The sequence below is a fragment of the Terriglobia bacterium genome (genome assembly GCA_020072815.1).
Lineage (GTDB): Bacteria > Acidobacteriota > Terriglobia > Terriglobales > Acidobacteriaceae > Angelobacter.
The window spans coordinates 150772-177703 of sequence record JAIQGE010000005.1 but is presented as its reverse complement, the minus strand read 5'-3'; the positions used below and the strand labels follow the sequence as shown (position 1 = coordinate 177703).

The 26932-nt window shown below is 58.6% G+C and carries 25 protein-coding genes; 4 read left to right on the top strand and 21 right to left on the bottom strand.

The features are described 5' to 3' along the window. Nucleotides 1-24 precede the first annotated feature (24 nt). Nucleotides 25-603, bottom strand: coding sequence for a hypothetical protein (locus tag LAO20_08175; GenBank protein ID MBZ5531393.1), 579 nt, complete (start codon nucleotides 601-603; stop codon nucleotides 25-27). Nucleotides 604-948: 345 nt separating this feature from the next. Here LAO20_08175 and LAO20_08170 point away from each other — a divergent pair, with 345 nt between their 5' ends. Then, nucleotides 949-1716 carry an enoyl-ACP reductase gene (locus LAO20_08170; protein MBZ5531392.1) on the top strand — a complete coding sequence of 256 codons (768 nt, stop codon included), beginning with the start codon at nucleotides 949-951 and terminating at the stop codon, nucleotides 1714-1716. A gap of 37 nt (nucleotides 1717-1753) precedes the next feature. Continuing rightward, on the top strand, nucleotides 1754-1945 hold the full coding sequence (locus tag LAO20_08165; protein ID MBZ5531391.1) for a hypothetical protein: 192 nt from the start codon (nucleotides 1754-1756) through the stop codon (nucleotides 1943-1945). 37 nt (nucleotides 1946-1982) lie between these two features. On the opposite strand, the gene LAO20_08160 is transcribed toward LAO20_08165, so the two are convergent. Together LAO20_08160 and LAO20_08155 are read right to left on the bottom strand one after the other, a co-directional pair. Continuing rightward, on the bottom strand, nucleotides 1983-2561 hold the full coding sequence (locus LAO20_08160; GenBank protein MBZ5531390.1) for a hypothetical protein: 579 nt from the start codon (nucleotides 2559-2561) through the stop codon (nucleotides 1983-1985). Between the two features lie 84 nt (nucleotides 2562-2645). Beyond that, nucleotides 2646-3257 carry a hypothetical protein gene (locus LAO20_08155; protein MBZ5531389.1) on the bottom strand — a complete coding sequence of 204 codons (612 nt, stop codon included), beginning with the start codon at nucleotides 3255-3257 and terminating at the stop codon, nucleotides 2646-2648. Nucleotides 3258-3523: 266 nt separating this feature from the next. Between LAO20_08155 and LAO20_08150 the strand changes: the two genes are divergently transcribed. Both LAO20_08150 and LAO20_08145 read left to right on the top strand, forming a co-directional pair. Further along, the gene (locus tag LAO20_08150) at nucleotides 3524-4051 is read left to right on the top strand and encodes a hypothetical protein (protein ID MBZ5531388.1); all 528 of its coding nucleotides are present in this window, start codon (nucleotides 3524-3526) and stop codon (nucleotides 4049-4051) included. Further along, entirely contained in the window at nucleotides 4026-4319 is a 294-nt protein-coding gene (locus LAO20_08145) for a hypothetical protein (GenBank protein ID MBZ5531387.1), read from the top strand. Before LAO20_08150 ends, LAO20_08145 begins: the two co-directional genes overlap by 26 nt. 61 nt (nucleotides 4320-4380) lie before the next feature. Here LAO20_08145 and tsaE read toward each other — a convergent pair whose 3' ends face one another. The 18 genes from tsaE to LAO20_08055 all read right to left on the bottom strand — a co-directional run bounded on the left by tsaE (nucleotide 4381) and on the right by LAO20_08055 (nucleotide 26922). Continuing rightward, nucleotides 4381-4806 (bottom strand): tRNA (adenosine(37)-N6)-threonylcarbamoyltransferase complex ATPase subunit type 1 TsaE, encoded by a 426-nt coding sequence (tsaE, locus tag LAO20_08140; GenBank protein MBZ5531386.1) that lies wholly within the window; start codon nucleotides 4804-4806, stop codon nucleotides 4381-4383. Between the two features lie 10 nt (nucleotides 4807-4816). After that, on the bottom strand, nucleotides 4817-6520 hold the full coding sequence (locus tag LAO20_08135; protein ID MBZ5531385.1) for an NAD(P)H-hydrate dehydratase: 1704 nt from the start codon (nucleotides 6518-6520) through the stop codon (nucleotides 4817-4819). Between the two features lie 19 nt (nucleotides 6521-6539). Further along, complete coding sequence (locus LAO20_08130) at nucleotides 6540-7490, bottom strand: potassium channel protein (protein ID MBZ5531384.1); 951 nt, start codon at nucleotides 7488-7490, stop codon at nucleotides 6540-6542. Between the two features lie 268 nt (nucleotides 7491-7758). After that, nucleotides 7759-9234, bottom strand: a complete 1476-nt coding sequence (locus LAO20_08125; protein MBZ5531383.1) for an amino acid permease — start codon at nucleotides 9232-9234, stop codon at nucleotides 7759-7761. Between the two features lie 47 nt (nucleotides 9235-9281). Beyond that, entirely contained in the window at nucleotides 9282-10832 is a 1551-nt protein-coding gene (locus LAO20_08120; protein MBZ5531382.1) for an amino acid permease, read from the bottom strand. An 18-nt stretch (nucleotides 10833-10850) separates the two neighbouring features. Further along, nucleotides 10851-11489 carry a thiamine phosphate synthase gene (thiE, locus tag LAO20_08115; protein ID MBZ5531381.1) on the bottom strand — a complete coding sequence of 213 codons (639 nt, stop codon included), beginning with the start codon at nucleotides 11487-11489 and terminating at the stop codon, nucleotides 10851-10853. A gap of 488 nt (nucleotides 11490-11977) precedes the next feature. Continuing rightward, on the bottom strand, nucleotides 11978-13192 hold the full coding sequence (locus LAO20_08110) for an AIPR family protein (GenBank protein ID MBZ5531380.1): 1215 nt from the start codon (nucleotides 13190-13192) through the stop codon (nucleotides 11978-11980). An 843-nt stretch (nucleotides 13193-14035) separates the two neighbouring features. Then, entirely contained in the window at nucleotides 14036-15421 is a 1386-nt protein-coding gene (accC, locus tag LAO20_08105) for an acetyl-CoA carboxylase biotin carboxylase subunit (protein ID MBZ5531379.1), read from the bottom strand. A gap of 111 nt (nucleotides 15422-15532) precedes the next feature. Further along, complete coding sequence (gene accB, locus LAO20_08100) at nucleotides 15533-16024, bottom strand: acetyl-CoA carboxylase biotin carboxyl carrier protein (protein MBZ5531378.1); 492 nt, start codon at nucleotides 16022-16024, stop codon at nucleotides 15533-15535. Nucleotides 16025-16093: 69 nt separating this feature from the next. Beyond that, nucleotides 16094-17182, bottom strand: a complete 1089-nt coding sequence (locus LAO20_08095; GenBank protein MBZ5531377.1) for a Xaa-Pro peptidase family protein — start codon at nucleotides 17180-17182, stop codon at nucleotides 16094-16096. 63 nt (nucleotides 17183-17245) lie between these two features. Then, a complete protein-coding gene (gene pilQ, locus LAO20_08090) occupies nucleotides 17246-19738 on the bottom strand; it encodes a type IV pilus secretin PilQ (GenBank protein ID MBZ5531376.1) in 2493 nt (830 codons plus the stop codon). 203 nt (nucleotides 19739-19941) lie between these two features. Then, complete coding sequence (locus LAO20_08085; GenBank protein ID MBZ5531375.1) at nucleotides 19942-20754, bottom strand: hypothetical protein; 813 nt, start codon at nucleotides 20752-20754, stop codon at nucleotides 19942-19944. 29 nt (nucleotides 20755-20783) lie between these two features. Next, nucleotides 20784-21452 carry a type 4a pilus biogenesis protein PilO gene (locus LAO20_08080; protein MBZ5531374.1) on the bottom strand — a complete coding sequence of 223 codons (669 nt, stop codon included), beginning with the start codon at nucleotides 21450-21452 and terminating at the stop codon, nucleotides 20784-20786. Nucleotides 21453-21482: 30 nt separating this feature from the next. Beyond that, nucleotides 21483-22088 (bottom strand): PilN domain-containing protein, encoded by a 606-nt coding sequence (locus LAO20_08075; protein MBZ5531373.1) that lies wholly within the window; start codon nucleotides 22086-22088, stop codon nucleotides 21483-21485. After that, nucleotides 22085-23137 carry a pilus assembly protein PilM gene (locus LAO20_08070; protein MBZ5531372.1) on the bottom strand — a complete coding sequence of 351 codons (1053 nt, stop codon included), beginning with the start codon at nucleotides 23135-23137 and terminating at the stop codon, nucleotides 22085-22087. Before LAO20_08070 ends, LAO20_08075 begins: the two co-directional genes overlap by 4 nt. A 40-nt stretch (nucleotides 23138-23177) precedes the next feature. Next, entirely contained in the window at nucleotides 23178-23390 is a 213-nt protein-coding gene (locus LAO20_08065) for a helix-turn-helix domain-containing protein (protein MBZ5531371.1), read from the bottom strand. Between the two features lie 537 nt (nucleotides 23391-23927). Further along, nucleotides 23928-24635, bottom strand: coding sequence for a pirin family protein (locus tag LAO20_08060; GenBank protein ID MBZ5531370.1), 708 nt, complete (start codon nucleotides 24633-24635; stop codon nucleotides 23928-23930). A gap of 100 nt (nucleotides 24636-24735) precedes the next feature. Then, nucleotides 24736-26922, bottom strand: a complete 2187-nt coding sequence (locus LAO20_08055) for a fused MFS/spermidine synthase (GenBank protein MBZ5531369.1) — start codon at nucleotides 26920-26922, stop codon at nucleotides 24736-24738. Between the last annotated feature and the right edge of the window lie 10 nt (nucleotides 26923-26932).

Below are 26932 nucleotides of genomic sequence, written 5' to 3'. Positions count from 1 at the left end.
CAAACTTGAGACCGTGGGGCCATGTCAAACACGGGCCTGGTTTTCCATGTAGACGACGCCCATACTTCGCATCGTCTTTACCACCAGGTAATTGAATTCGTTGGTGTCGGTGCAACCACCATTGAACGCGAAGCCTTCGCAGCGGTTCAGCGTCTTGCCGTCCGCGTTCTTCTCCACGAAGGTTTCGTCGCGGGTCTTCTTGATGTGGCGGGCAATCTCATCAATGGCTTTGCCCCATTCGATGGGCTCCCACTTGTCCGAGCCAGGGCGCCGCACCTCTGGCGTCAGCAGCCGGCGCTTATTGAGGATTTCCTGGTAGAGCGATGCGCCTTTGGGACAGAGGGTCCCGCGGTTGATGGGATGGTCAGGATCACCTTCCACATGTACCACCTGGGGCGTTACGTTCTTGGCTTTATCGCCGAGAGTGTGGATGATGACTCCGCAGCTCACCGAACAATAAGGACAGGTGGAGCGGGTTTCCGTGGTGCGAGCGATTTTTAGTTCTTTCGCTTGCGCAAGGACCGGTTTGGCGTCAAACCCTAAAAGTAGCGCGGCGGCGCTGCCGGTTCCAACTTTGAAAAACTCACGTCTAGACAAGCCCATAGCGGTTGCCTCCTCTTGGGCGATCACGGCCGGTGAGTCAAATTCAGCACTCGGCGAATTTTGAACACAATAATTCCGCAAATTACAGCCCGGCTCCCAGGCTGCTTGAAAAAGTGCACAGAATGTTAGAACCAGCAACCCGTTTTGTCTATATGTTTTTGTGTTTCGGATTGATCAAGCTAATTCCCGCTTGATTTCCCAGGGTTGCGCGCACGGGCCTGAAGTCTTACCAGCTTCGGACGCAGCGCCGAATCAGGGGCCGCCGTGGCGAGCCGGGACCGCCAAGGCACGAATCACATGCTTCCTGTTATCCTTGCTAGTTTCTTTGCGAGGGGACTGACCACTATGCTGAGCATGCAGGGCAAAAACGCCGTTATCTTTGGAGTCGCGAACAAACGGAGCATCGCCTGGGCGATTGCCCAGGGCTTGAGTGAAGCCGGCGCCAAGCTGGCCATCACCTACCAGAACGAGCGACTGAAGCAGGAAGCCCATGACCTGATCACTTCCCTGCCGGGGGCCGAGGCTTTCCAATGCGACGTGGCGAACGACGCGGAGATTGAACAACTCTTCGCCCAGCTCAAGGCCCGCTTCGGCCGTCTGGATGCCCTGGCCCACTGCGTGGCTTACGCGCCCGCAGAAGACATGAAAGGCGACTTCCTGAACACCAGCCGCGAAGGTTTCCGCATCGCGCACGACGTCAGCGTCTATTCGCTCATCGCCGTCACACGTGCCGCAGCGCCTCTGATGAGCGAAGGCGGCTCGGTGATCACGCTGAGTTATTTCGGCGCGGAAAAGGTGGTTCCCGGCTACAACGTGATGGGCGTGGCCAAGGCATCACTGGAAGCCACCGTGCGCTACCTGGCCAACAGCCTGGGGCCGAAGAAGATTCGCGTGAACGCCATCTCCGCCGGGCCCATCAAGACCCTGGCCGCGCGCGGTGTAGGCGATTTCATACAGATGCTCAAGAACCACGCCGAACACGCGCCGCTGAAGCGCAACGTGGACGTAAAGGAAGTTGGCGATACGGCGTTGTTCCTGTGCTCTGACATGAGCTCGGCGATCACCGGTGAAACGCTCTACGTGGACTGCGGCTACAACATCATGGGTTTTTAAGATCAAGGCTTCTAAGATCAGGGATTTTGAGCACAGCATGTCACGCGGCACAATCTTTGCCATTTACGTTGTTGTAAATCTGCTGATCGTCAGCGGGGCGGTGTGGTGCGCCTTTCACCGCTGGCCGGTCATGAAGTACCTGGTTCCGGCGGCAGTGCTGTTCGTGCTGAACGGCGTGTGGCTGGTGGTGATGACGCTGAAGAACACGCCAAAAACCGGAGCCGAATAACCGCGCCGCAGTTTACTATCCGTCAGTACGGTCTTTCCTATTCTCGGGCGTCAGTCTGCTTGGCCTCTTTCTTCCGGGGCTCTTCAGTCGATATGGCCGGAGGTTGGCCGGCCAATTTGGCCACATCGTTGACCAGGGCCACCAGGCCGCGATCGAAACTCTGATCGTGCGTGGCTCCGCGAGTTGGGAGATATTCGGTAAAGGACCAAAGCACAGCACGGGTCTTTACGTCCGTGATCAGCAAGCGAAATTGGGGACGACTCCAGGTCTGGCCAGATTCGTTAACGCGTATGGGAGCGTCAAAGTGGAGCTCAAAAATCAGTTCAGCGTCGGCAGGAGTTAATACTGGTTCATATCGTCCCCAGTTCTTGATGGCGGCATAAAACTGGTTGTACGCGCGGTCAGGACCTCCGCTGTAGTGGTCGGGCGAAATGTCAACGTCGCCGCCGACGTTGGAGATGAACACTTTTTTTGCCGAGAATATCTGTGCCGGAACCGGAGCTTGCGAAACTTGCGCCGGATTCGGCGGTTGTGTTTGCCCCTCCACGGCCTGCATTGCAGTCAACACAATTGCAAGAATTACACCAGCGATTGCCGGCTTGACGATTTTCAACATGATTGCTCTCCTTCTGAAGCCGGCAACGCTGCGCTTAAGATGGCGGCTGTGGCAACTGCGCCGGCGCGGGTCCCACAGTCTCCGCTAGTAGGGCGTTGGTTGCCACGGAGGCGCATCTTTTTTCCTTTTCACAACGATGGCCGGGGGTTGCCCAGCCAGCGTGGAGACGTCGTTGACGAGGTCCACCAGGGCTTGATCAAAGTTCTTGTCACGGTTTTCCTGCAACATCGCAACATCAATGTGTTCGGTGACGGTCCATAACAAGATGCGGGTCCGGACATCAACGATGGCCAGTTTAAAGTGCGGGTCTGGAAAAGAACTGCCGCCGCTCACCCTTGCTTGGGGCTCCGCGAAAGATATCTCAAACACCAGTTCGGCGTCGGCGGGGTTGGACGCCAGTTCGTAGTGTCCCCAGGTTTTCATGGCCGCATAGAACTGATCGTAGGTCCGTGTGGCCGATCCACTGTATCTGGCATAGTCGGCGTTGCTGTCTCCGCCGGCGTAAGCAATAAAGACTCTCTTTGCCGAACGGATTTGCGCCGGAACCGGCGCCGGGACCATCACCGCAGGCTTGGCCTTTTCCTTGCTCCCTGATTTGCCGGCATCTTCCTGTTGCGCTGCTGCGACGGAGGCCCACAGCGCCGTTCCGAGGACAATCAACGCAACAACTGGCCGCCGATCATTCATTTTGAACATGACTCGCTCCTGATGTTTGCTTCTATTTCTGGCCGACCCACGCAATGGCAGCGCCTTGTCCAGTGTCAATTGCTCGACCAACGCGTAGCCTTGGCCCCAAAGCAGCGCCCCTCAGTCGCATCTTACTCGGCTGGGTTTCTAGCTATGTATGTAGTTTGGAAGAGTTTTGATAAGATTTGCAATGGTAGTTAGCACTAGAAGCAGAATAAGATCCACGTATGAGGTTTTATCCTTGGCGTCGCGGCTTTCCTGGAAGGAGTTACTCCATGAAACGCATCCATCATTCGCAGTTATGCATATTACTTTTGCTTTCTCTGGCAATGGCTGGATGCGGCGGAGGAAACAACACCTCCACCACCACTGCTATCCGAGCTTATCAGATCAATGCCACCTCAAATACCAACTCCGCCACGATTTGGAGATTGAACGGCAACCTGGCGCAGAACGGCCGCAGCGTCTCCGGCATTATGCATATTACGATGCCGTCCTGTTTTTCTTTCAGCACTGACATTCCGGTGACCGGCTCCCTGAGCGACGCCCCGGATTTCCCCGTCGAACTTGGTCTGACGTTGCCGAGCGGACAGATCCTAAATTTCAGCCTCTCTCATCCGGCAGTCCATCCGAGCTTACTTGACGGAACCTACTCTATTACCGGCGCCGGTTGTGCCGGCCCCGCCTCGGGGGGGCGCCATCGTCAACACATTGGTTTTGACCGGCATTTGGCGCGCGACTTTTACCTCGACTGGTGGAACGGCCTCGCAGATGAGCATGGCGCTCACGCAGACCGGCCCTGATGCTCATGGATTATTCTCCGGGACCGGCACCGCAACCATCACGGGCGGCACCTGTTTCAGCGCGGCCACGGTTGACCCGGCTTCGCTTCTCATCGGCGCGGGAAGCCAGTTGATTCTGGACAACAGCCAGCCGGGAACCACGGGCAAGACAATCCTGCAGGGTGATTTTGCCCCCCTCGCCTTCGGCGGCGACTTCTTTACCGGCACCTATACCTCAACCCAGGGCACGTGCTCGGAATCAGGCACCGTCAGCATGCAGTTCCCGTAGATCCGGCTTAGCCTCTGCTGATATCCGGCTAAGTGAAATTCCGAATCGCCAGATTTATCGATCACCCGATTTTTATGAGTCGGTCATCTCCACCCTTATGCTCAATCGCTATCTCCACGTCGCGCTCTTGGGCGAAGCGCGGAAACTTCTCTCCCCATTCGATGAGCAGGATGGTATTGGGCTCCATCAGGTCGTCGAGGGCCAGCGTGTCCAGTTGGCGCTGCGTGTCAATACGATAGAGATCAATATGGAAGACCGTAACCTCCGGGCCGCGATATTCGTGGATGAGCGTGAATGTGGGGCTGGTGACGGCCTCGGCTTCTGCGGCGTGAAAACCCTCCGCAATGCCTTTGACCAGCGTGGTCTTCCCTGCTCCCAGATCGCCGCGCAGCAGGACAATGCTGCCAGGCTTGAGTTCACCGGCCAGCTTGCGCCCGAGTTCGGTGGTCTCGTCGGCGGAGTGGGTGGTGAAGGATTTCATCTTCATTTTTGTCTTTTTATCTTTGGAGGTAGGCGAACTTGCCGTGGGCTTCATGTTCGCAAACGTCAAAGGCTTCGCCCAGACAGTTGATCATGTCCGTGGCGATCATGGAATTCTCGCCGTACAAATCGCGGGCGATGTCACCGGCCAGGCCGTGGAGATAGACGGCGCTTGAGACGATCGTAGCCACCCAGCCGTAAATGGCATTCGCGGAGAACTCATCGATGGCCTGTTGCGCATCTTGATCTCCCGCGTCGCGGCGTCGAAGGAGCTCCTTTACTTCTTCCGACTGTGAACCTAACATGAATCCACGGTCGTTCATTCGAAAGAGAAGAGTGGCCGCGATTATTCCGGAGAGTACATCGCCGGAACCGCCTTTGGCCATACCGGGATTGCCGGAGGTATTCACCCATACTTGCCCATTCTTTGACGCGGTCAGCGTGCGATGACCTTTCAGAACCACGATAGCATCGTGCCTGTGGGCGATCTCGCGCACCACCTTGAGACGGGACTCTGCGCCTTCGCCCACCGGAGAGCCAGCAATTCTGGCCATTTCTCCGGGGTGCGGGGTAAGAATCAGGCCAGACTCGTTGCGGAGTTGGTCAGTGTGGCCTTCAAAAGCATTGAGGCCGTCGGCATCGAGGACGACTGGTGTGCTTAACTCAGGCAGAAGCTGACGAATTGTGTCCGCAGTTTCAGAGTTGTGCGAAAGCCCTGGCCCGAGAACGATCACATCTTTCCCCTCGGCGAGTTTCTTCAATTGAGATAACGCCTGGGAGCATACGGTGCCTTCAGAAGTCTCTGGCAGTGCGTCGGTCATGAACTCCGGAGCAAACGAGGCGACGGTGGGCTGTACGGACTTGGGGGACGCCACGGTCACCAGACCCGCACCCGTTCTGAGAGCAGCGAGCCCCGCCATCGCGGCAGCTCCTGCTTTGCCGACCGAACCGCCAATCACCAGGATGTGCCCGAAGTTACCCTTGTGAGCGTCAACTTCGCGCGGAAGAAAAAAAGAAGTTACGTGCCCGCTGAAGGTCGCATGAAGTTTCAAGCTTACTGCGACTTGTTCGACGATTTTCCACTCTGTGCCGATCGAAACCACGGCAATCGGCCCTGACGTGAGGTCACCAAAGACGTGTACCGGCTTGGGAGCAGTAAAAGTGACGACCGCGTCAGCTTTGGCCATGAGTCCCTGGGCCCTGGCGGGCAAAAAGCTATCGGAGTAAGCACCCGATGGAATATCTATTGCCAGCACCGGTGAAGCAGCCTGATTGATAACTTCTACAGCTTTGCGACCCAGCCCTTGTAGCGGCGACTTGAAACCCGTGCCGACGATGGCATCAAGGATTAGTTCAGACTTGAGTTCCGATTGAACTTCGGGCCTCTCGAAGTCAGACTCTTCAGCAACCCACAGAGGCTTCATCGGCAACGTCTTGAACACTTCAGCGGCGTCGCCGCGCAGTTCGTCAGAGGACTTCGCCAGAATGATGACGGCAACTTTCTTTCCCGCTTCCTGCAGCTTGCGCGCGGCGACCAAGCCGTCACCGCCGTTGTTGCCTTTGCCGCAGACCACGCAAACGTAATTGAAATCAAAATGCTTCTGCGCGAACTCCGCCACGGCCGTCCCCGCGTTCTCCATGAGCGTGAGGGAAGGCACGCCGTACTGTTCGGTGGTAAGGCGGTCAATCTCCCGCATTTCCGCGGCGGTTACGATCTTCATAAGAAAGGCGACGCAGCTTTCATAGGATTGGCGAGACCGCCTGGGTGGCCAGCTTTTCAAGTTTGGCCAACTGGCCGGGTTCGCCCATGGCAATCAGGTAGTCGCCGGTGCGGATGGTTTCCTGGGCCTTGGGATTGAAGCGGGTTTCGCCGTCGGCGCGGCGGATGGCCAGAATCATGATGCCGAAGCGATGGTGCAAGCCGGAGCCGCCTACGGTGGTTTGCGACAAGGCCGACCCTTCGCCCACGCGGACCTCTTCAATGATCATTTCAAAAACGCCGGCCCGGGCCGTGGTGATGTCCAGAAAATCCAGGACGTTGGGACGGAGAAAACTCTGGGCGATGCGGTGCCCGGCCGCGGTGTAAGGCGAGATCACCACGTCAGCCCCGGCGGTCCGCAGGTGCTTTTGCGCGTGTTCTTCACTGGCGCGGGCAATGATCTTGAGCCGGGGATTCAGGCTGCGCGCGGTGAGCACGATATAGATATTGGTGGCGTCCGTGGTGGTGGCCGCCACCAGGCCAACGGCGTGCTCAATGCCGGCTTCGCGCAGGACCTTTTCGCTGGCCGCGTCGCCCAGGAGAACCAGCCACTTGGGGTCCATGGTAGCGACGCTCTTCTCGTCGTTCTCTACAATCACGAAATGGCAGGGCTTGCGCGCCAGTTCAAGGGCCACGCTGTTGCCCACGCGTCCGGCGCCGCAGATGATGTAGTGATTTTTCAGGTTGGCCACTTCACGTTGCATACGGCGCCTTCCGAACACCTTGACCAATTCGAATTCTAGCAAAGCCTGGGTCAGCGCCCCGATCATCAGGAACACCAGTCCGACCCCGGCGGTGATCAGCGCTACGTTGAAGACCCGTCCGGCGTGCGAGAGCGGGCGGACCTCCTGATAACCGATCGTGCTGAGCGTAATCACCACCATGTAAAAACTGTCAAACCAGCTCCAGCCTTCAATGTAGTGAAATCCCACGGTGCCGGCGGCGGTGAGCGCCAGCAGGGCGATCGCGCAAATCTTCAGTAGACGGAAACTTTGCAGGTTCAGGGCGGGACTCCTGATTCGGAGTCCATTTTAGATCAAAAGCAAAATTCCACCACGGAGACACCGGAGGCACGGAGAAACCTAAATCGATCGCGAATAGCGCTGCACAAACCCAGAGGTCCAGAGCTGCTGAAAAACCAAGCCCCCCGCCGGAGCGAAGGGCCTTTGAAGAACCGAAGAGCACGAGAATCGCTTTTCACTAGACTTCGTTGGCCAGCTTGCTGCGCTTTATGCCGTACAGGAAATAGAAGACCAATCCGATGACCAGCCAGACAATGAGCCGCAGCCAGTTCGTCCAGCCCAGACCGTAGATCATGGCGCCGCAAACGATGATGCCGAGAACGGATACCACGGGCAACCATGCAACTCTGAAAGCCCGCGGCAGCTCCGGCCGCTTGACGCGCAGAATCCACACGCCCGCGCACACCAGGATGAAGGCAAACAGCGTCCCGATGCTGGTCATTTCTCCTACGATGTCCTCCGGAATGAACGCCGCGAACAGCGAGGTGAAGACAAAGAACAGCATGTTGGACTTCCACGGCGTTTTGTACGTGGGATGAACTTCCGAAAATACTTTGGGAACCAAGCCGTCTTCGCTCATGGAGTAGAACACGCGCGATTGGCCCAGCAACATCACCAGAATGACCGATGAGAAGCCGGCGAGAATGGCCACCGTCACAAACTTTGCCAGCCAGGCATAGCCAATCATGTACTTGGAGATGGCGAAAGCAACGGAAGCTTCCTTGCCTGCGGTGCGGAAGTCCTGCACCGTGGCCACGCCGCTCAATACGTGCGAGAACGCGACGTACAAAATGGTGCAAATCACCAGCGATCCTAGAATGCCGATGGGCATGTCGCGCTTGGGGTTCTTGGCTTCCTGCGCGGCGGTGGACACCGCGTCAAATCCGATGAACGCGAAGAACACCACGCCCGCCGCCCCCAAAATCCCCATGATGCCGCCGTAAGGATGAGTAACTCCCTGTGCGGTGGTAAACGTGGTGGCCGCGGGAATATACGGCGTGTGGTTCGCCGGATTCATGAATCCCCAGCCAACCACAATAACTACTATGACGATGGCGACCTTGGTCACAACGATAAGGCTGTTCACGAACGCCGATTCGCGGGTGCCGCGCACCAGCAGCAGCGACAAAATCAGGAGAATGCCGACGGCAGGAAGATTGATGATTCCATGAAGACCGGAGTTCACTCCCATGCCGACTTCAAACGGAGAATGGCACCACTGGTACGGAATGTGCAGGCCGACATATTCCAGGACTTTATTGAAGTACTCGCTCCAGGCGATGGCCACGGTGGCGGCGCCCACGGCGTACTCCAGCACCAGGTCCCATCCGATGATCCACGCGACAAGCTCGCCCATGGTGGTATACGAATAGGTGTAAGCGCTGCCGGCGATGGGGATCATGGAAGCAAATTCCGCGTAGCAGAGCCCGGCAAACGCGCAACCGACGCCCGCGAGCAGGAACGCCAACGTCACCGATGGGCCGGAGCGGTCGGCAATGGCCGCGGCGGTCCGCACAAACAGGCCGGCGCCGATAATGGCCCCAATCCCCAGCGCGACCAACGACACCGGACCCAGCGTCCGCTTGAGCGGCGTCTGACCGCTTTCCGCGGTGAGACGATCAATTGATTTCGTCCTGAATAATGAGCCAGCCACTCGTGTCCCTCTCAGTTCTCTAAGATTGAGTTCCGATTTTTGCAGCCCTACACCTGGCGGAGCGCGCCCTCGCGGCGATGCCAGATCAGATACACCGGAATTCCCAACAACACGATGATCAGTCCCGGCCAGGTGTATTGCGGTTTGTAGCGCAATAATACGATGTCAATAAATAATGCCATCACAATATACACGGCGGGCAGTATCGGATAGCCGATTGCGCGGTATGGCCTTTCGGCATTCGGCTGCTTGCGCCGCAGCACAAACAGGCCGGCGATGGTCAATATATAGAAGACCAGCACGGCAAAAATAATGTAGTCCAGCAGCTGGCCGTAAGTGCCGGAGAGGCACAGGATGCAGCACCAGATACCCTGCACGACGAGAGCATTCTTCGGCGTGTGGAACTTGGGCTCTACTTCGCCGACCTTCTTGAAGAACAGGCCGTCTTTGGCCATGGCGTAATAGACGCGCGCGCCGGAGAGGATAAGCCCGTTGCAGCAGCCGAACGTCGAGATCATGATGGCGATGGCCATCAACGCGGCGCCGGTGCTGCCGAACATCTGCAGCATCGCGGCCGTGCCCACGCGGTCCGCCGTCGCGTACTTGATGCCGCGGGCAAAAACGGTTGCGCCGGCGGGGTCGCCATTCAAAGGCAGCACGCTCAGGTAAATGAAGTTCACGGAAATGTAGAGCAGGATGACCACGCCCGTCCCCAGCGCCAGCGAGAGCGGCAGATTGCGTTTGGGGTTCTGGACTTCACCCGCGGTGAAGGTGACGTTGTTCCACGCGTCAGCGGAGAACAGCGAGCCCACCTGGGCGACGGCCAGAATGGTCAGCGTGCCCACCAGGACGGTATTTCCGTCCATGCCAACCGGCACGGCGTGTTGCGCTGACAACGCGGCATTGTGCCAGAAGTTGCTGAAGTTGGCAGCCACGGCCTGAGCATTGCGTCCCACAAAAATTCCGGCAAACACCAGCGCGGCCAGCGCCGAGACCTTGGCGATGGTGAAAACGTTCTGTACCGCCGCGCCTAGCTTGAGCCCAAACGTGTTCAGCACGCTGAGGAAGATAATAATGACGATGCCGCAAAGGTTCTGCGTGTTCAGGCCCACGTCCATGTTGCCCAGCACCATGGGGCCGATGGGAATCGGCGGGACCTTCCACAGATGGACGATCCAGTGGTCGGCGGCAACGCCGGGGAAAAAATATCCCAGAAATTTTCCAAAAGCCACGCCCACGGCGGCGATGGTCCCGGTCTGGATTACCAGGAACAACGTCCATCCGTAGAGGAATCCCCAGAGCGGGCCCAGCGCTTCGCGCAGGTAAACGTACTGGCCACCGGCTTTGGGCATCATGGCGGCAAGTTCGCCGTAGCTGAGCGCGCCGACGATGGTAAGGAATCCGGTGACCGCCCAGGCGGCAATCAGCAGCGCGGGCGAATCGGTGAGGCGAGCGATATCGGCCGACACAATAAAGATGCCCGAGCCAATCATGGACCCCATCACCAGGGTGGTGGAACTGGTCAGGCCCAGGCCTTTGACCAGGCCTTCACTGGTGGTCTGCGCGTTATTCGAGCCAAGCTCTGCCGAGGTGGACATAATTTTGTTCCGTATGTTTTACCCTAAAACGCGGAGAAAAGCTGCAACTGCTTTGGCCGGGGACTCAAGAAGGTCAGAGATCACGGCCACTGAGTCCGCCCCCGCGGCTTTGACTTGCAGGCAATTCTCGCGGGTGATGCCGCCAATGGCGACTAAAGGTTTAGTTGTGGCCGCGCGCGCCTGACGCACGCCATCCAGTCCGATCACCGGATCAGGATTGGCCTTGGAGGCGGTCGCAAACACCGGGCCAATGGCGATGTAGTCCACGGGGAACGAGTCGGCTTCGCGGACCTGGACGAGGTTGTGGGTGGAGAAGCCGATGATCTTGGCTTTCCCATCCTTTATCTGATCGAAAATCTTCCGCGCGGCGACGGGAGAAAGATCGTCCTGGCCCAGATGAATGCCGTCGGCGTCGCAGGCCAAGGCGATGTCGAGGCGGTCGTTGACGATGAACGTTGCTCGGCCTTGCGTCACGCGACGAAGTTCGCGGGCGTGGCGGAGGAACGTCTGCGGACCAGACGTCTTGTCGCGATATTGAATGATGCTCGCGTCGGCAGCGAGAAGCTCTTCGGCGTAGCTCACCATCGCCGCCAGCGGATCTTGCCTTCCGGCGAAGCAAGAGAAGTCGAGGATGGGATAGAGCGAAGGAAGCCTCATCAGTTTGTAGTTTACCGATGGTACCCCCCGGTTTCACCCAATTTCACCCAAGACGGGGCCCCCAGCACGCCCGTTTTTGGCGTGATGGGGTGGAAGGTCACCCAATGTCACCCAAGAATCGGCTGAGAGGTCGCAGATTTGGCCAGTTGCTAGTTGCTAGCTGCCAGCTGCTAATTGCTTTTTTTTCAAAGACCTATCGTACTCCACACCCTGAGGCGCAGCCAGCAATATAGCAGATTTCGTATAGCGAATCAAGTACGAAGTAGTACATCTTTACAGCGCGTCGAGTAATCTCGTTTGGTTTCGGTCAGCAGTGTCACTAACAGCCATGCTGCGCCCAGACTACTGGCGCGCCTAGGAGCGAAGTTGGCGAAGTCGAGAATAGGTAGCGGGAGGAAGGGGGCCTGGGAGACTTCAATCAGATGAGCACAACAGGAAACGCCGGCCTGTCTACGGGCCGGCGCACTGTTGGATTTAGATAAAGTTACTTATTTGGTGGCTTTCTTCATGTCACGCATTACTTCAACTAGCGTTCTAGGATAGATTCGCAACGCGTCATAGGCACCCGCCGAACGTCCCATTTGCATGGGATCGCTGTCTATGCTCCGAAATTGTGAGACCGCTCGCGCTATCATCTCGTCCGACTTAAACAAATCCGGTTTTGAAATAGCCCACTTATGGGGTGATTTCTCTTCGACGAACTCACTCATAGCTCCAACGAGCGGAAAAACCAGCCCGGGAGAAACCCAAACGATTCTTCCTGCTTTCTTGTCGCGCCGACAAGCCCGCCCGCCCTTCTTGGTCTCGTCCCAAATATGGTGCCCGTTCCAGCCGTCATGTCGTTCCCAGTACTCATATTCTGCGATCGCGTACGGAGCTATTTGGACAGTAAATTCATACTTCCGTCGTGCATCCAGATTCTTGTCTTTGTTTTCGTACCAATTTGAAAATTCGGTTAGGCACTGTTCAGGATTTTTGTACGGGCGAAGCTTTTCGGCTGGCGTATCGTTCAGTGACACACTTAGCGGCATCAGCAATCGGGCATATTGCAGGATCTTGCGGGTGTCATAAACATTTTCATCCGTTTCACTTTTGCGGATTTTTATGTCAGGCCGCACTTTGCGGATGCTTTCCTCCAACTCCTCTAAGTGACCGCGTGCACCTGCTTGCGAGATGGACTTGACCGGAGTAGCCGTATTACGAGCAATCGCGGTCTCGACAACCTCGTCAGCATCCGGGTCAACGATTATTTCCGCACGAACGTAAAAGGGCGGATCTTCCGGTGTGCCGGGCAAATCATCGCCGTAGGCTTCTTGAATCCAGCGGCGAATCTCACCCTGGGACTGAGCACCATTCAAAATGCTCGGCTCCTTTAGGCGAATTTCTTTTTTGCCGTCGTCAACATCGATTCCCGCAGCACCGATGACAAAGCCACTATTGCGGGTAATAAACCGCTGCGGTTCGGTCTGTATGGTGTTCCGAATCGCATCATGAACGCGATTCCGTTTCTTTGGGTTATATTCGGCGATATACGCACGTAAGTTTTCCTTGGTGCCGAGTTTCAAGATTTCGAAAGCGGAAAGATTGGCGACGAACGATTTCACGCCGGTTAAGGTCTCGTCAGGGCTAGTTGTATTCCGAAGCAGTTGGTAGGACAGAACCACACTTGAAGGTGTTTGCGAACCACTGATTGTGGTTGACATATTTGTTTTCTCCTTGTAAGTCGTTGCCTCCCGTGAGAAACCGCATCCGCGATCCTCACCAGCAATCGACTTTTTAACCATAGCAAATCTAGGAGCCTGAGGTCAACCCAATCACAACTGGGGAAATAGTTTGCGATGGAAACACCCTTGCTGCATGGTGGAGGACACATCCTCGGGATCTCTCGACTTCCCTCAGTCGCAAATTCGCTCCTTCGGGGGGCGCTCGAGATGACAGGTTAAAAGGACTCAACGCGGCCATAAATGGCCGCTTTTCCACCGAAGGCAAGTACCCCCAACCCCGACACCCGGCGTCTTCGCCGGGTGTCTCTTGTTTTTTGTTTCGGGCCGACGCGACGCGATACGGAAGCCCGCCAGGGCTTCCGCCCGGCGGGTCGGCACGAAAAGAAAGCAGTTAGCAGCTAGCAACTGGCAATTTGTCCGAAGCAGATGCGCGAAAGTGAACAGCGCGGTAACGCCGCGCTGTCAAGGTGTACTACTTCGTTCTTGATTCGCTATCAAAGGCGCGTTATAATGTACTGCGCCTCAGGGTGTGAAAGCCACTAGTTCATTGAAAACAGACAACTTAAGCAGCTAACCGCATTTTGGCTCCTTGGCCTTACATTCCTGACAACAAAGCTGCGACCTCTCAGCCGATCGATTGGGACCCGATTGGGATCAACCGTGGCTAAGTCCTTTGTTTATTGGGATCATTGGGATGAATAGGGAGGGGTGGGGCTCCCCATTTTTCTCCGTGTCTCCGTGCCTCCGTGGTGGAATTACTTTTTCTGGTATCGGTGATGACGGGAGAAGAGTGATCCGGTGATCGAAACACAAAGGCGGAGGCTAGACCGTCGCAGCCGCTTCCGCCCGTTCCTCCTGCAGCCGTGCCAGGAAGCGTTCCATGTACTTGGTGTCAAAGTGGCCGGCCTGGAACTCGGGGTCGGCCAGGATGCGGCGGTGCAGCGGGATCGTAGTATGGATGCCTTCCACGATGAACATCTCCAGCGCGCGCCGCATGCGCATGATGGCTTCCGCGCGGTCTTTGCCGTGGCTGATGAGCTTGGCGATGAGCGAATCGTAATAAGGCGGGATCACGCCTTCGGCGTAGGCGGCGGTGTCCATGCGGATGCCCAGGCCTCCGGGCGTGTGGAAAGTCTTGATCTTGCCCGCCGACGGCGTGAACTTCTCCGGGTGTTCGGCGTTGATGCGGCACTCAATGGCGTGTCCGCGCCGGCCTTTGCGGTCCAGGCGGGGGATGATGTCCGCCATCTTGGCGCCGGCGGCCAGCAGGATCTGCGACTTCACCAGGTCAATCCCGGTGACCATCTCGGTGACCGGATGCTCCACCTGGATGCGCGTGTTCATTTCAATGAAGTGCAGGCTGCGGTCTTCGTCCATGAGGAACTCAACCGTGCCGGCGTTGACGTAACCGATTTCCGAGAGGCATTCAGAAAGCTTCTTGCCGATCTGTTCGCGCAGCTCTTCGCTCACCTGCAGTGACGGCGCTTCCTCCAGCAGCTTCTGGTGGCGGCGCTGGATGCTGCACTCGCGTTCGCCCAGGCTGATCACTTTGCCGTAGGCGTCGCCCAGCACCTGGAACTCGATGTGGCGCGGCTGCTCAATGAACTTCTCCATGTAGAGGTTGCCGTTGCCGAACGCGGCGGCGGCTTCGGCCTGGGCGGAGTTGAACAGGTTTTCGAGTTCCGGTTCCGCGCGGATCACGCGCATGCCGCGGCCTCCGCCACCAGCGGACGCTTTGACGATCACCGGATAGCCGATCTGCTTGGCCCATTCCTTGGCTTCGTCGGCCGTGGCGATCACGCCTTCCGAGCCAGGCAGGATGGGCACGTTGGTCTTCTTCATCGCCTGGCGGGCTTTTTCTTTTTCGCCCATCAGGCGGATGACTTCCGGCGGCGGCCCAATGAACTTGATATGGCTGGTCTCGCACACTTCGGCGAAGTTGGCGTTCTCGCTCAGCAGGCCGTAGCCGGGATGGATGGCGTCCACGCCGGTGATCTCCGCGGCGCTGATCACCGCGGGAATGTTGAGATAGCTTTCCGAAGAGCGCGGCGGGCCGATGCAGATGGCTTCGTCGGCAAAGCGGACGTGCAGCGAATTGCGGTCGGCGTCACTGTAGACGGCGACTGTCTTTACGCCCAGCTCTTTGCAGGCGCAGATCACGCGCAGAGCAATCTCGCCTCGGTTTGCTATGAGAATCTTTTTAAACATTATTCATGTCGCTTCGCTCCACACCGCCTGCGACTCAAGTTTTTCGGGAGGAGCATTCTTGCGCTTGAAGCAGCGGGCTCGGCGCGCCAGTCGGCCTCGCCCTTGTATTTTTTATTTTCGTGGCCGGATGGCAAACAGCGGCTGGCCGTATTCCACGGGCTGTCCGTTGGCGGCGACGGTCTTGACCACTTCGCCGGACACGTCGCTCTCAATTTCGTTCATCAGCTTCATGGCTTCAATGATGCACAGCACCTGGCCGGCCTGGACCGTGTCCCCGGGTTTGACGAAGGGCGGAGCGCCGGGCGCCGGAGCTTCATAAAACGTCCCCACGATGGGCGACTTGACCATATGAAGTTCCTCTTCCACGGGGGGCGGCGGCGCTGTGGCAGTGGTTGGGGGCGGAGGAGGAGGGGCAGCGGCCGTCGGGACCGGCGGCGCGGCCGAAACCGGCACCGCGGCGGCGATGACCGGCGCGGCGTGCGTTACGTGGACGTCCGCTCCGCGCTTCACGCGCACCTTTACGTCGCCACGCTCCAGTTCGAATTCGGCGATGTCCTTTTCGACCAGGAACTCGATCAGTTCTTTGATTTCCTTTTGATTCATGCGCGTGTCCGTCAGCTCTCTCCTGCTCCCGCGCGCGCAATGCCGTCCCGCGCCCTGGGATTTGTGGAGCTAAAGCGTGATCAGGTCCTTTGTGGTGGGCGTCAGGACCTCATGGCCCGACTCAGTGACCAGCACCATGTCTTCGATTCGCACTCCACCTTCGTCCGGCAAGTAGATGCCCGGTTCAATCGTGATTACCATCCCTGGCAGAAGCTTCTGGGTTTGGCCTTTTGCCAGCCGAGGCAGCTCGTGGATCTCAATTCCCACTCCGTGCCCTGTGGAGTGGGTAAAGTAGGGGCCATACCCAGCATCTTCTAGCACTTTACGGCCTTTTTGGTCCACTTCGCCCGTTTCCACACCGGGCTTCACGGCGTCAAGGGAAGCCTGCTGGGCCTGCCGAACAGCATCATACATGCGGCGGTGGGTATTGGAAACAGGGCCCACGTGGACTGTGCGGGTCATGTCCGAACAGTAACCTGCGAGTATAACACCGTAGTCCAATATTATGAACCCGTTGCCGGGGATGGACTGGGCCGAGGCCCGTCCGTGGGGCAGCGCGGAGCGCGGGCCCGAGGCAACGATCGTATCAAAGGACATCTTTTCCGCTCCGGCGCGGCGCGCCTGATGCTCCATTTCCCCGGCCACCGCGGTCTCCGATACCCCAGGTCGAATCGCCCCCAGCGCCGTGGGGAACAGGCTGGCTGCCAGCAGGACCGAAGCGCGAATCTGCTCGATCTCATCGGCGTCTTTGACCGCGCGCATCTGCTCCACCAGTCCGGCGATGGCCTTCAGGTTGGTCTTGCCTCGCAAAATTTGCCCCAGATATTTGAACTGGCTGACCGGCATTTGCTCGGCTTCAAATCCCAGGACTTTGATTCTGGCTTTGAGTGCGCCTTCGGCAGCCAGCGCCAGCGCAGCTTTGGCGGCGATCACAATCTTGGCGCCCTTGACTTCGTCGGCGGCCTGCTGGGTGTAGCGGCCGTCCGTGTAAAAGGTGAGCTTGGCTCCGCGCTGGCCTGCTTGCAGGAGCAAAGCTCCGGAGCTTCCGGTAAAGCCGCACAAATAGTAGATGTTGGCCGGATGGGTTACCAGCAAGGCATCCACGCCTGCGTCGCGCAGTGCCGCAGCCGTTCTCTTTTGTCGGGCAAGAAAGTCCATGAGGAGGGTCAAAGACAAAAGCCCCCGGAAATACTCTCCCGGGGGCACATGCGCAAACAGGGTTTAGGTTTGAATGATCTTCGGCGTGATGAAGAAGATCAGCTCCTGCGTTGAGGTTTTCACCGATTGATGTTTGAACAGGTTGCCCAGGATCGGAATGCTGCCCAGCAGCGGGACCTGCGCAATGGCCAGGTTGTTCTGCGTCTGCACCACGCCGCCGATGACCACCGTGCCGCCGTCGGCAACCAGCACCTGCGTGGTGGCTTGTTGCGTATCCAGCGTGGGGTTCACCTGCGAACCGGTAATGCTGGTGGTATCAGCCACGGTGTTTTCCACGTCCACGTCAAGGAAGATGGTGTTCTCCGCGGTGATCTGCGGGGTGACCGTCAGGCGCAGGAACGCGTCAATGTACTGCACCGTAGGCGGACCACCCAACTGCGCGGCGGTAACCACCGGCACGCGCGTGCCCTGGCGAATCAGCGCCTTGATGTTGTTAAAAGTGGTGATGTGCGGACGCGACAGCACTTTCAGCAGGCCGCGGCTCTCCGCCATGGTCAGAATAAAGTCCAGGCGGAAGCCAGCCGTGGCGGTGGTGAATTCAATGCCGCTGCTGGGACCGGTTGCGCCCAAATCAGAGAACAGCGGAATGCTGGTGGCATCGTTCGCGCCGGTAATGAAACGCGGGACCACGCCGGTCGGCAAGGTCACGGCAATCGGGCTATTGGCCGTTGCGCCGCCTACGGCGCTGTGGCCGGAACCAAAGCCGGCGCCCAGTTGGGTGCCGATGTCGCGGGCAAACGTCCGGGTGGACGCCACCACGCGCGCTTCAATTTCAACTTCCGGAGTCTTGCGATCAAGCGTCTTAAGCAGCGGATCAATCTTTTCCAGATACAGCGGGATATCTTCAATAATCAGCGCGTTGCTGCGCTGATCGGCAACCACGTCGCCGCGCGTGGAGAGGAACTTCTTGACGATGGTGACCGCGTCTTTGGCCTGGCCATAGCTCAGGTAGCGGGTGATCCTCTCTTTGGGGACCGCCAGCGCCTGGGCTTCCTGCTGGGCGCGCCGCGCGTCGGCTTCCGTCTTCATGGTTTCCAGCGTGGCAATACGCAGAACGTTACCTTGCAGTTGACATTCCAGACCGTTGTTGTGCAGCACAATGGCCAGGGCCTGGTCCCAGGGCACGTCGTCGATCACGAGCGTGACGCTGCCTTTGACCGCCGGGTCCAGCACCACATTCAAGCCGCTGATTTCGTGGATGACCCGGAAGAAATCCTTCAGGTCCAGGTCTTTGAAGTTCATGCCAATCGGCTCGCCGGTGTAGCGGCCGGTGGTGCAGTTGCCCACCGTGCTGCTTCCCCCTCCGGAGCCCGGTTGTGCCTGTTGATTTTGCAAGGCCGCGTTGATCATGGCCGGCGGCGCGGACAGGCTTGCGCTGGCCGGGAATGGAGGTTCGTTGGTGCTGGGCACTTTGGATTGAAGCTGTGCGAAGCGCGAAGCAGCTACGTCAGCTCGCGACGGCCGGGCTTCCACCATGGCTTCTTGCATTTTCTCCGGCGTGGCAGTCTTTGTGGCTGGTTTGCCGGTAAAAACTGGGTTGGAGAAGACCACATCCGGAGCCTGCCCCTGGTTGCTGAGTGACGGGTTGGTGGGCGCAGTTGCGGCAGCGGGCGTTTCAATCGCGGCCAATGTATTCAGTTGTGCGGGCTTCACAGCGGCGGTTGCCACCGCAGCCTGGGTCGCGGGCTGGGCATGGTTGCCGGCATCTTTCATCCGGACCACCAGCTTGTTGCCCTGCGGCACTACTTCAAAGTCATGCATCGCTGCCAGGTCCACAACCACACGCGTGGCCGGGGGCGCATCTTGATAGCGCGCCGCGCGGACTGCCTTCACGTCGTGGGAATTGACCGAGATGTCCCGCGGCCGGCCTTCCAGCAGCGCGTTGGGGATGTCCACCACCAGGCGATCTGGCGATTTCAACTTCATGGTGCTGGCGGTCATGGGACCGCTGCCGGTAATCTCCACGTTCAGGCCGTCGCCGGCGCGGACCACGGAGATGCCTTGCACGCGCGTGATGGCCGCGCGACGCGACGAGGCATGGAAGCCAACCGGGGCCGGCGCGTGAGAAGCCGCTTCAATGTCCTGCTTCGAGGGGACCACGGCAGGAGCGCCGGTCACCCGCACCTCCACGCCGCCTTCCACGTCAACCACGGACGCCTTGGCGCCGGACACCAGACTCAACTCCACGCGCACTACTTCCGCGCCGCTTCCACTGCGGTAGGTTGACACGCGATAGGAGCGCACTCCGGGAGCGAAGACCGCATGGGCTCGCGGGTCCGGACGCGGCATGGAAACTCCCGCCAGGTCCACCAGCATCAGGTTGTCGGCAGGGCGATACTCGGTATGAGTAAACGTCCCGCTGGCCATGATGGTGACCACACCGGCGCTGTCGCGGCCCTTCACCAGGATTCCCGACAGTTGCGCCACGGATGCTGACGCCACGGCGGTGGTCGCGATGGCCAACGTAACGATTCCTAGCAGTTTCTTAAGCCTCATCTTTTGTCTCCCTACGGCAACGATCACAGTTTCGCTGGGCGTGCGCGGCCTTCCCGGACGTCTTGCCAACGCCGTGGGCCGCTGTCGCTGATAATGAACGATTCATGTATGACGCCTTTGTAATCACTTTCCTGTGCTCCCAAAACTTGTTCGGCCCGTCAATGTTTTCGCCGCATCTTGATCGAATATCATCTGGCCCTCGCCTACGAAGGCGGGGTCATCTTCTTTACCACTTCACGCGCCGTCTCACGGCCCAGCGCGTCTTTCACAAACTCGCGAAAAACAATGGAATCACTAGTGATCTTTTCCACGCTTCCGTTGAAAACCTGGTCGTTTTCCCGCAGCGTATAAGTTTTCTGCACGCTGTTGGAGACCACCGCCAGCATCTTCCCGCTGATGTCGCGCACGGTCCCGCGCAGGACCAGCTCAGGAATGTTCAAGCAGCGCTTGCCCGTGTTGCAGCCGGGCAGTGGCCCCCGCGGACCTTCGATGCCGCGGATCGGGCTGACGAACGGATCGCGGCGCCCCGCCGCGCCCATCAACCTCTGGGCCGGCTTCTTCTTCTCCGGCTGCGCCGTTTCCGCCACCTTGGGTTGTCCGGTCGCGGGCTTCTTGGTGGCCGCGGTCTGTCCCTTTGCGGATTTCTTCTTCTTCGCCGGGGCGGTGGCTACGATGGCCGGCTTCTTCCCGGCTTTTGTCGCCGGAACCGGTGACGGTTTGGCGACGATCTGCGGCGCCGGGCCGGTCTTGCTTGCTGCTGGAGCTGTACCCGCCGGCTTGCCTGCCGTGGCAGGAGTGGCGGCCGGTTTTGCCGCTGCGCCCTTGGCGGCGCCAGCGGGTGCGCTGGCCGCCGGCTTCTTGGATGCCGGGGGCTGCCCCGCAGGCTGCGGTTTACCGGCGGCAGCGGCCGGCGATTTGACGGGCGTCGCGGCCGGGGCCGGCGACTTGCCGGCATTCTGCGCCGTGGCCATTGTCGCCATGGCTGCCGTTAGCGCGAGAATTTGAATCAGCTTCATCTTAAGTTCCCCTGGCTTCATCATCGAGCTCAATTCGGCCTGGGCTGTACCGGTGCGGCCGCTGCTGGCGGCTGTCCCGGACGAACCGGCCCGGCCGGCGCCGGAGGCTCCGGCTCGTGACTGTAAAACGTGGTTGCTGTGCAGCTGGCTACCACCGTTTCCCCCTGCGCGTAGGTATAGGTGTTTTTCACCTTCGCCGCGTTGGAGTTTTTGGTGTTGGCCATCTGCAGATTGTCAATGTTGATGATGCGCTCCAGCTCGGAAACCCGCTGGAAGAAGTTCAAGACCGAATAATAGGGCCCGTCAACATCAATGGAAAACGGCACTTCACTGTAGAACTCTTTGTTGGCGATCGGCAGCGCCGTGTAACGGCGGATCTCAATGCCTGAAGTCGCCGCTGTATCGTGCAGCAGGCGGATAAACTGGTCCGCGTCTTTCTCGTCCGGCACAATCTTCTTCTGGATTTCCATTTGCTGCTGCAGGATGGCCATTTGCCGGTTCAGCTCTTGCAGCTTGGGCTCAAACTCCCGGAGCTGGGCGTTTTCCCGGTTCTTGTCTGCGATTCTGGTCTTGAGCGCCTGGTTGGCCTGCACCTCGCCATTCAGAAAGGCGTACCAGTAGACCGCAGCCGCAATCGCCACCACCAGCACCATGATGCCGAATCGTGCGCCAAACGACATTTCATTGAATTTCGCCATAAGCTCAACCGTCCCCAACCGCCGCTTACGTTAAGATTCCTTCTGTATCTTTCCTGTCAATGCCTTTTCGCAAATCAACTCAAACTTGAATGCCTGCAGCTCTTTCACCGCGGTGTCCTGCGCGGTTTCCTTGATCTCCACGGACTTGAACGCCCCGCTCTTTCTCAAGTTGGCCATCAAGTCGGCCACCGCATCGGCGCTGAGCGCCATCCCGGTAAAGTCAATGCTCCGGCCGTCATCGGTCATGGCTTCCAGCCACACGGCGTCCGTCCTGTTGACCGTGTCCGCGATCCGGTTGAGCATCTCAAACGGCCCTTTCTGGGCCTCTTTCAGATCGTCAATCACTTTCAGCCGCCGTTTGAACATGTCGGCTTTTCTTTGGCTGGCTTCGTATTTCACTTTCACGTCCGCCAAACGCCGGTTCTCAGCCAGCGCGAATTCCAGGTCTTTGTTCAGCTTGGGGCGTTCTACGCGCACGTAATACCAGTACGAACCTCCGATTCCAACCGCCAGCAGCCCCAGGAAAGCGATCACCATCACAATCGTGCTGGAGCCTTCTCCCGGCATGGAGGGCGCTGAGGGACGTTTGCCCCCTCGTGTTTTTCGCGGTGTTCCGAGCAGGTTGATGCGAATCATAGGTTCTCAAAGCTCCTGAGGGCCAAACCCACAGCCACTGCGAGCTGTCCCGGGTTCTGTTCCAGGGTTTCGTTCTCCATGGCGTCCATGGGCGGCATAATTCTCTGGAACGGGTTCAGGATCTCCACCGGCAGCGAGAATTCCTGGCGCAGGGCCTCCACCAGCCCCGGCACCTTGGATGAACCGCCGGCAATGAAAATGCGCTCAATGTGCTCGCCCGAAGCCGTGGCCCGGAAGAAGTCAAACGTCTTCTGGATTTCAAGCACGATGATTTCCGTTACTTGTTGCAGGATCGGCTGCTTGGCGTCTTCGCTGACCGTCCCCACTTTCTTGCCCAGCTTGAGCGCTTCGGCGTCGTCAAAGCTCAGGTCCAGTTCTTTCTGCAGCGAATCGGTGTACTGGTTGCCGCCCACGCTCACGTCGCGCGTGAACAGCGGCGTGGTCCCTTTGACGATGTTGATGTTCATCACGCTGGCCCCCAGGTTCAGCAGGGCCACGGTGGAGTTGGGGGAGGGCTGGTAGTTGTATTCGTAGCAGTTCTGCAGCGCGAAAGCGTCAATGTCCACGATGGCCGGAGCTTTGCCGGCCAGCGAGAGCACGTTGGTGTAATTCAGGATCTTGTCTTTTTTCACGGCCACCAGCAGCACGTCCATCTGCGGGCCGGTATCTTCCGGGTTCAGGATGTCAAAGTCCACGTTCACGTCAGCAATGTCAAAGGGAATATGCTGGGCGGCTTCCGTGGTGATGCTCTCCGCCAGTTCCGCTTCGCTCATGGGGTTCACGTTGATCTTCTTTACAATCACCGAGTGCCCGCTGACGGACGTGGCCACGTTCTTGGTCTTGATGTTGTGGTCGGCGAAGATTTTGCTGATCGCGCTGGAAACGCTGCCCGAATCCACGATCATGGAGTCCACCACGATGTCGCTGGCCAGCGGCTCCACGCCCAGGTGGGACACCACGATCTCGCCCTTGGAGCGCTTCAACTCAATGGCCTTGATGGAACTGGAGCCGATGTCCAACCCTACGATTGATTTTCCTGAACCAAACATGCTGTCCGCCTTGTTCTCACTCTGCCTGGGATCCTGGACCTTATCGTCCGCCCGCCGCTTTGGCGCCTTTTGGTTTCTTCTTGGCGCCGCTCATGTTCATGGTGCTCTTCTGTTCCATCCATTGGTCCAGAATGGTTTTCTTGAATTTCCAGCGGTTCCCGAGTTTGAAGGCAGGGATCTTTTCCTCGGTCACGTACTTGTACAGCGTGTCCGCACTGACTCCCAGATACTGCGAAGCCTGTCGAATGTTCATCACTTCACGCGAGTCTGCCGCCATAAGCGTTAGCCTTTCCACGGTGGGTTCTTGGGCTCCACCCAGGCCTTGGATAAATCCTTTGTCTTCTCGGGGGGGAAAACTTCAGGTCGAAGCGAGTTATAGCTGGCCTACTTCAGGAGGTCAATAGGGAACTTCCGGTTTCTACCCGTGTTTCCGGTGTATCTTTGGGGCTAGTACCACTTTTCTGCCTGGTACATCTCAAAATGGCGGGTCACCAAGGCCAGTGCACCACAAGATATTGTGGTGTTAATGCACAATGCTCACAATTTGGCCCGTATGTTACCAAGGACGCGAGCAACTGGAGCCGCTGGTAATGGCGAAAGTAACCGGAACCGCCTGCGCAAGCGGCGAAGCCGCGAATCAAGCGCAGACCGGGCTCGTGTGGCACAGCCGCCCTCGGCTGTGTTCGCTCGAAGCTGAACCCACTTGCCGACGAAGCAGGAGGTCCTCCCGAAACGGAAAGACCTTTTGCTTTTCGTCAGCCCTGCTTCGCGGCTGCTCCCGGCAGCTAGCTCATGCCAGATCAAACAGCAGGACTTCGCTCTTGGCCGAAGCTCCGGTGATCTGAAGCCGCGTCTCCTGCGAAACCGCCGCTCCATCGCCGGCTTTCAATTCCTGGCCGTTGAGTTCCACGGAACCGTGGGCCACCTGGATCCAGGCGTAGCGTCCCGCGGCAAGTTCATGCTCCACAGACTGGCCGGAGTCCAGTTCGGTGGCGAACAACTCCACGCTCTGGTACAGCTTGACCGCGCTGCTTCCATTGCCGCCCCGCGGTGAAGCCACCAGGCGAAGCTTGCCTTTCTTCTCTTCCGCGGGAATGGCCTTCTGCTCATACATGGGCTGGATGCCCTTCTTCTCCGGCAGAATCCATATCTGGTAAAGGTGCACCGGGTCGTCTTCCGAGTGGTTGAACTCGCTGTGACGCACCCCGGTGCCGGCGCTCATCTTCTGCACGTCGCCCGGGCGGATCACCGACCCCGTCCCCATGCTGTCTTTGTGCTCCAGCGATCCTTCCAGCACGTAAGTAATGATCTCCATGTCGTTGTGCGGATGAGTAGGAAAGCCGTATCCCGGCTTGACCCGGTCTTCATTGATCACCCGCAGGCTGCGGAACCCCATGAACTCTGGATCAAAATAGTTGGCGAATGAGAACGTATGGTAAGTGTCCAGCCAGCCATGATTGGCGTGGCCGCGTTGGTCGGCGCGTCTAACCTGGATCATATTCAGCCCCCGTGAAGCAAAGGTTGTTGTCCGTTCACTTGGGTTAGATGCTTTGATGTCAAAATAGATTCAGGGGCCCCGGCCGCCGCGAAAACGGCGCTTACTCGTCGTTTTCCTCCCGCGTGTACCACTTGAACTTCTCCAGCTTCAGCAGCGGGAGCAGGCTATTGTAGTCGTCGGTCCACAGGCGGAGCCCAGGCAACGGGGCGATGTCCTCCGCGCCTTCGGTCACCGCGGGCAGATCCAGGAAAGCCTGGTTCGCGGTGACCAAGACCCAATCCGAGCTATACCCGCCTTCTCCTTGATCTTCGCGGTCTTCCGTACCCACCACGGTTGCCGGTAGTCCGGCTTCCTCAGCTTGCTGCAGCACGACCGGTGCCAGATTCAGATACCGGTTGGAAACGTGGACCGCCAGAATTCCCCCGGGACTGAGATGGCGACGGTAGAGGGCAATCGCCTCCCGGGTAAGCAGATGGACGGGAATGGCGTCGCCGGAAAAAGCGTCCACGATCAGCACGTCATAGTTTTGCGGCGGTTCAGCAGCCAGCGACACGCGCGCGTCGCCGGTCACGATTTCAATCGAAGCCTGGGACTCGCGCAGATAAGAAAACAGACTGCGGGCGATCCGCTCCACTTGCGGGTTGATGTCGTAAAAACGAATCACGTCCCCGGGGCGGCCGTAAGCCGCCACCGTGCCTGTTCCCAGACCGATGACTCCGATGCGGCGCCGCCGCTCTCCGCAGCAATTATCTATCGCAATGCCCACGCCGGAATCGTGCGTGTAATAGGAAGTGGGCGTGCGGCGCAGCTCGTCGGTAAAAATCTGCAGACCGTGAATGATGGTCCCATTCATGAGCGTGCGGGTGGCTGCGGTGTCCGGCGGATTAAAGGATTCAGTGACGCGCAGGGTACCGTAGAAGTTCCGCAGTTGGGCGATGCTGTGCTTTCCGTTGTACTGGACCTGCAAGTAAACCACCGCGATCATCGCCAGCGTGGCCGCCGACCAGAAGACGCGCCAGCCGACCGGCAGCCGCCAGCTCACCAGCACCGCCAGCAGGGTGGTAACGGCAAGTCCGCAGACCAGCTCGTAGTTGGCGGAAGAGACCACAGGCGCCACAATGCCTACATAAATGGACCCCAAGGCCCCGCCGGCGGCAATCAGCAGATAAAACGCAGTCGCGTAGCGTGGCGCAGGACGCAGCCGGTGCAGTTCGGTATGGCAGAACAAACAAACAATGAACAGCGCCAGGCAAAAGAATGCGATGGAAACCTGAAACAGCAGGGTCAGGGTCTTGCTGTACAGCACGTAGCCCATGGAAAAGACGGCCGCAGCCAGAAGAATGAGCATGATCAGGCGGGCAACACTCACGCCCAGACCGGGGACCTGCATGGCCATCAGCCGCCAGGGACGCTGCCTGGGGCTAAACGCCAGCACAAACGTAAGCAGGTAGATGGTGAGCGGCAAAATCCACATCAGCGGGATGGCGGCGATGTTCTGGCTGATGTGGTTGGTCACCGCGCAGAGCATCAGCGATCCGCACGCTGCGAGCAGCACCCACAGAGCGCGATCACCCAGACTGGGTGCGGCTGATGGTGACATGGACGGCGCTGGCGTGGACGCCGTTTCCGTCGCCGATGCAACCGGCGCGGCGGGCTGAAGCTCCGCAACGCGAACCAGCTTCCAAAGAATGGTTCCGCAGACGATAACAAAGACAACAAAGCCGCCCAGCCAGGCCACGGCCTGCGCGTGCAAAGTAAAACGCGGCTCAATCAGCCACGGATACACCACCAGCCCCAGCAGAGAACCGAAATTCGACAAGGCAAACAGACGATAAGGCGGGGTGACGGCGGAGCCGGATTCGCCGGCGTTCGCTTTTCGCGCAAAACCCCGCGCGTACCAGGATTGCAGCAGGGGGTTGGTCGCCGAAAGAGTCAGAAACGGCAAGCCAATCAGCACGCTGAGGAGCCAGAAAACGCTCGCCACCGGATGCGCGCTGGAAGACTGCAGGCTGGGACGCAGATTGAAAATCGCCTGCGCCAGGCTGGCCGCCAGCAACGCCATGTAAACCAGGGCCTGCACGCGCGGCCGCAGCCGGCTGGCCATCCAGTGCGCGCACAGGTAGCCCAGCAGTAACGCCGACTGGAAGAAGACCAGACAGGTGATCCAAACGGCGGCGGACCCTCCTAGAAGCGGAGTGAGCCGCTTCCCGGCCATGGGTTCGACCAGAAAAAGCAGAGAGCTGCCCAGAAAAATGGCGATGGCATACAACCAGGCTGAAAGTGACATGAGCGGACAA

What these genes read in the sequence shown, in the direction of transcription:
- LAO20_08175 (MBZ5531393.1), bottom strand. Translation starts at nt 603, where the DNA reads ATGGGCTTGTCTAGACGTGAGTTTTTCAAAGTTGGAACCGGCAGCGCC.
- LAO20_08170 (MBZ5531392.1), top strand. Translation starts at nt 949, where the DNA reads ATGCTGAGCATGCAGGGCAAAAACGCCGTTATCTTTGGAGTCGCGAAC.
- LAO20_08165 (MBZ5531391.1), top strand. Translation starts at nt 1,754, where the DNA reads ATGTCACGCGGCACAATCTTTGCCATTTACGTTGTTGTAAATCTGCTG.
- LAO20_08160 (MBZ5531390.1), bottom strand. Translation starts at nt 2,561, where the DNA reads ATGTTGAAAATCGTCAAGCCGGCAATCGCTGGTGTAATTCTTGCAATT.
- LAO20_08155 (MBZ5531389.1), bottom strand. Translation starts at nt 3,257, where the DNA reads ATGTTCAAAATGAATGATCGGCGGCCAGTTGTTGCGTTGATTGTCCTC.
- LAO20_08150 (MBZ5531388.1), top strand. Translation starts at nt 3,524, where the DNA reads ATGAAACGCATCCATCATTCGCAGTTATGCATATTACTTTTGCTTTCT.
- LAO20_08145 (MBZ5531387.1), top strand. Translation starts at nt 4,026, where the DNA reads ATGGCGCTCACGCAGACCGGCCCTGATGCTCATGGATTATTCTCCGGG.
- tsaE (MBZ5531386.1), bottom strand. Translation starts at nt 4,806, where the DNA reads ATGAAGATGAAATCCTTCACCACCCACTCCGCCGACGAGACCACCGAA.
- LAO20_08135 (MBZ5531385.1), bottom strand. Translation starts at nt 6,520, where the DNA reads ATGAAGATCGTAACCGCCGCGGAAATGCGGGAGATTGACCGCCTTACC.
- LAO20_08120 (MBZ5531382.1), bottom strand. Translation starts at nt 10,832, where the DNA reads ATGTCCACCTCGGCAGAGCTTGGCTCGAATAACGCGCAGACCACCAGT.
- thiE (MBZ5531381.1), bottom strand. Translation starts at nt 11,489, where the DNA reads ATGAGGCTTCCTTCGCTCTATCCCATCCTCGACTTCTCTTGCTTCGCC.
- LAO20_08110 (MBZ5531380.1), bottom strand. Translation starts at nt 13,192, where the DNA reads ATGTCAACCACAATCAGTGGTTCGCAAACACCTTCAAGTGTGGTTCTG.
- accC (MBZ5531379.1), bottom strand. Translation starts at nt 15,421, where the DNA reads ATGTTTAAAAAGATTCTCATAGCAAACCGAGGCGAGATTGCTCTGCGC.
- accB (MBZ5531378.1), bottom strand. Translation starts at nt 16,024, where the DNA reads ATGAATCAAAAGGAAATCAAAGAACTGATCGAGTTCCTGGTCGAAAAG.
- LAO20_08095 (MBZ5531377.1), bottom strand. Translation starts at nt 17,182, where the DNA reads ATGGACTTTCTTGCCCGACAAAAGAGAACGGCTGCGGCACTGCGCGAC.
- pilQ (MBZ5531376.1), bottom strand. Translation starts at nt 19,738, where the DNA reads ATGAGGCTTAAGAAACTGCTAGGAATCGTTACGTTGGCCATCGCGACC.
- LAO20_08085 (MBZ5531375.1), bottom strand. Translation starts at nt 20,754, where the DNA reads ATGAAGCTGATTCAAATTCTCGCGCTAACGGCAGCCATGGCGACAATG.
- LAO20_08080 (MBZ5531374.1), bottom strand. Translation starts at nt 21,452, where the DNA reads ATGGCGAAATTCAATGAAATGTCGTTTGGCGCACGATTCGGCATCATG.
- LAO20_08075 (MBZ5531373.1), bottom strand. Translation starts at nt 22,088, where the DNA reads ATGATTCGCATCAACCTGCTCGGAACACCGCGAAAAACACGAGGGGGC.
- LAO20_08070 (MBZ5531372.1), bottom strand. Translation starts at nt 23,137, where the DNA reads ATGTTTGGTTCAGGAAAATCAATCGTAGGGTTGGACATCGGCTCCAGT.
- LAO20_08065 (MBZ5531371.1), bottom strand. Translation starts at nt 23,390, where the DNA reads ATGAACATTCGACAGGCTTCGCAGTATCTGGGAGTCAGTGCGGACACG.
- LAO20_08060 (MBZ5531370.1), bottom strand. Translation starts at nt 24,635, where the DNA reads ATGATCCAGGTTAGACGCGCCGACCAACGCGGCCACGCCAATCATGGC.
- LAO20_08055 (MBZ5531369.1), bottom strand. Translation starts at nt 26,922, where the DNA reads ATGTCACTTTCAGCCTGGTTGTATGCCATCGCCATTTTTCTGGGCAGC.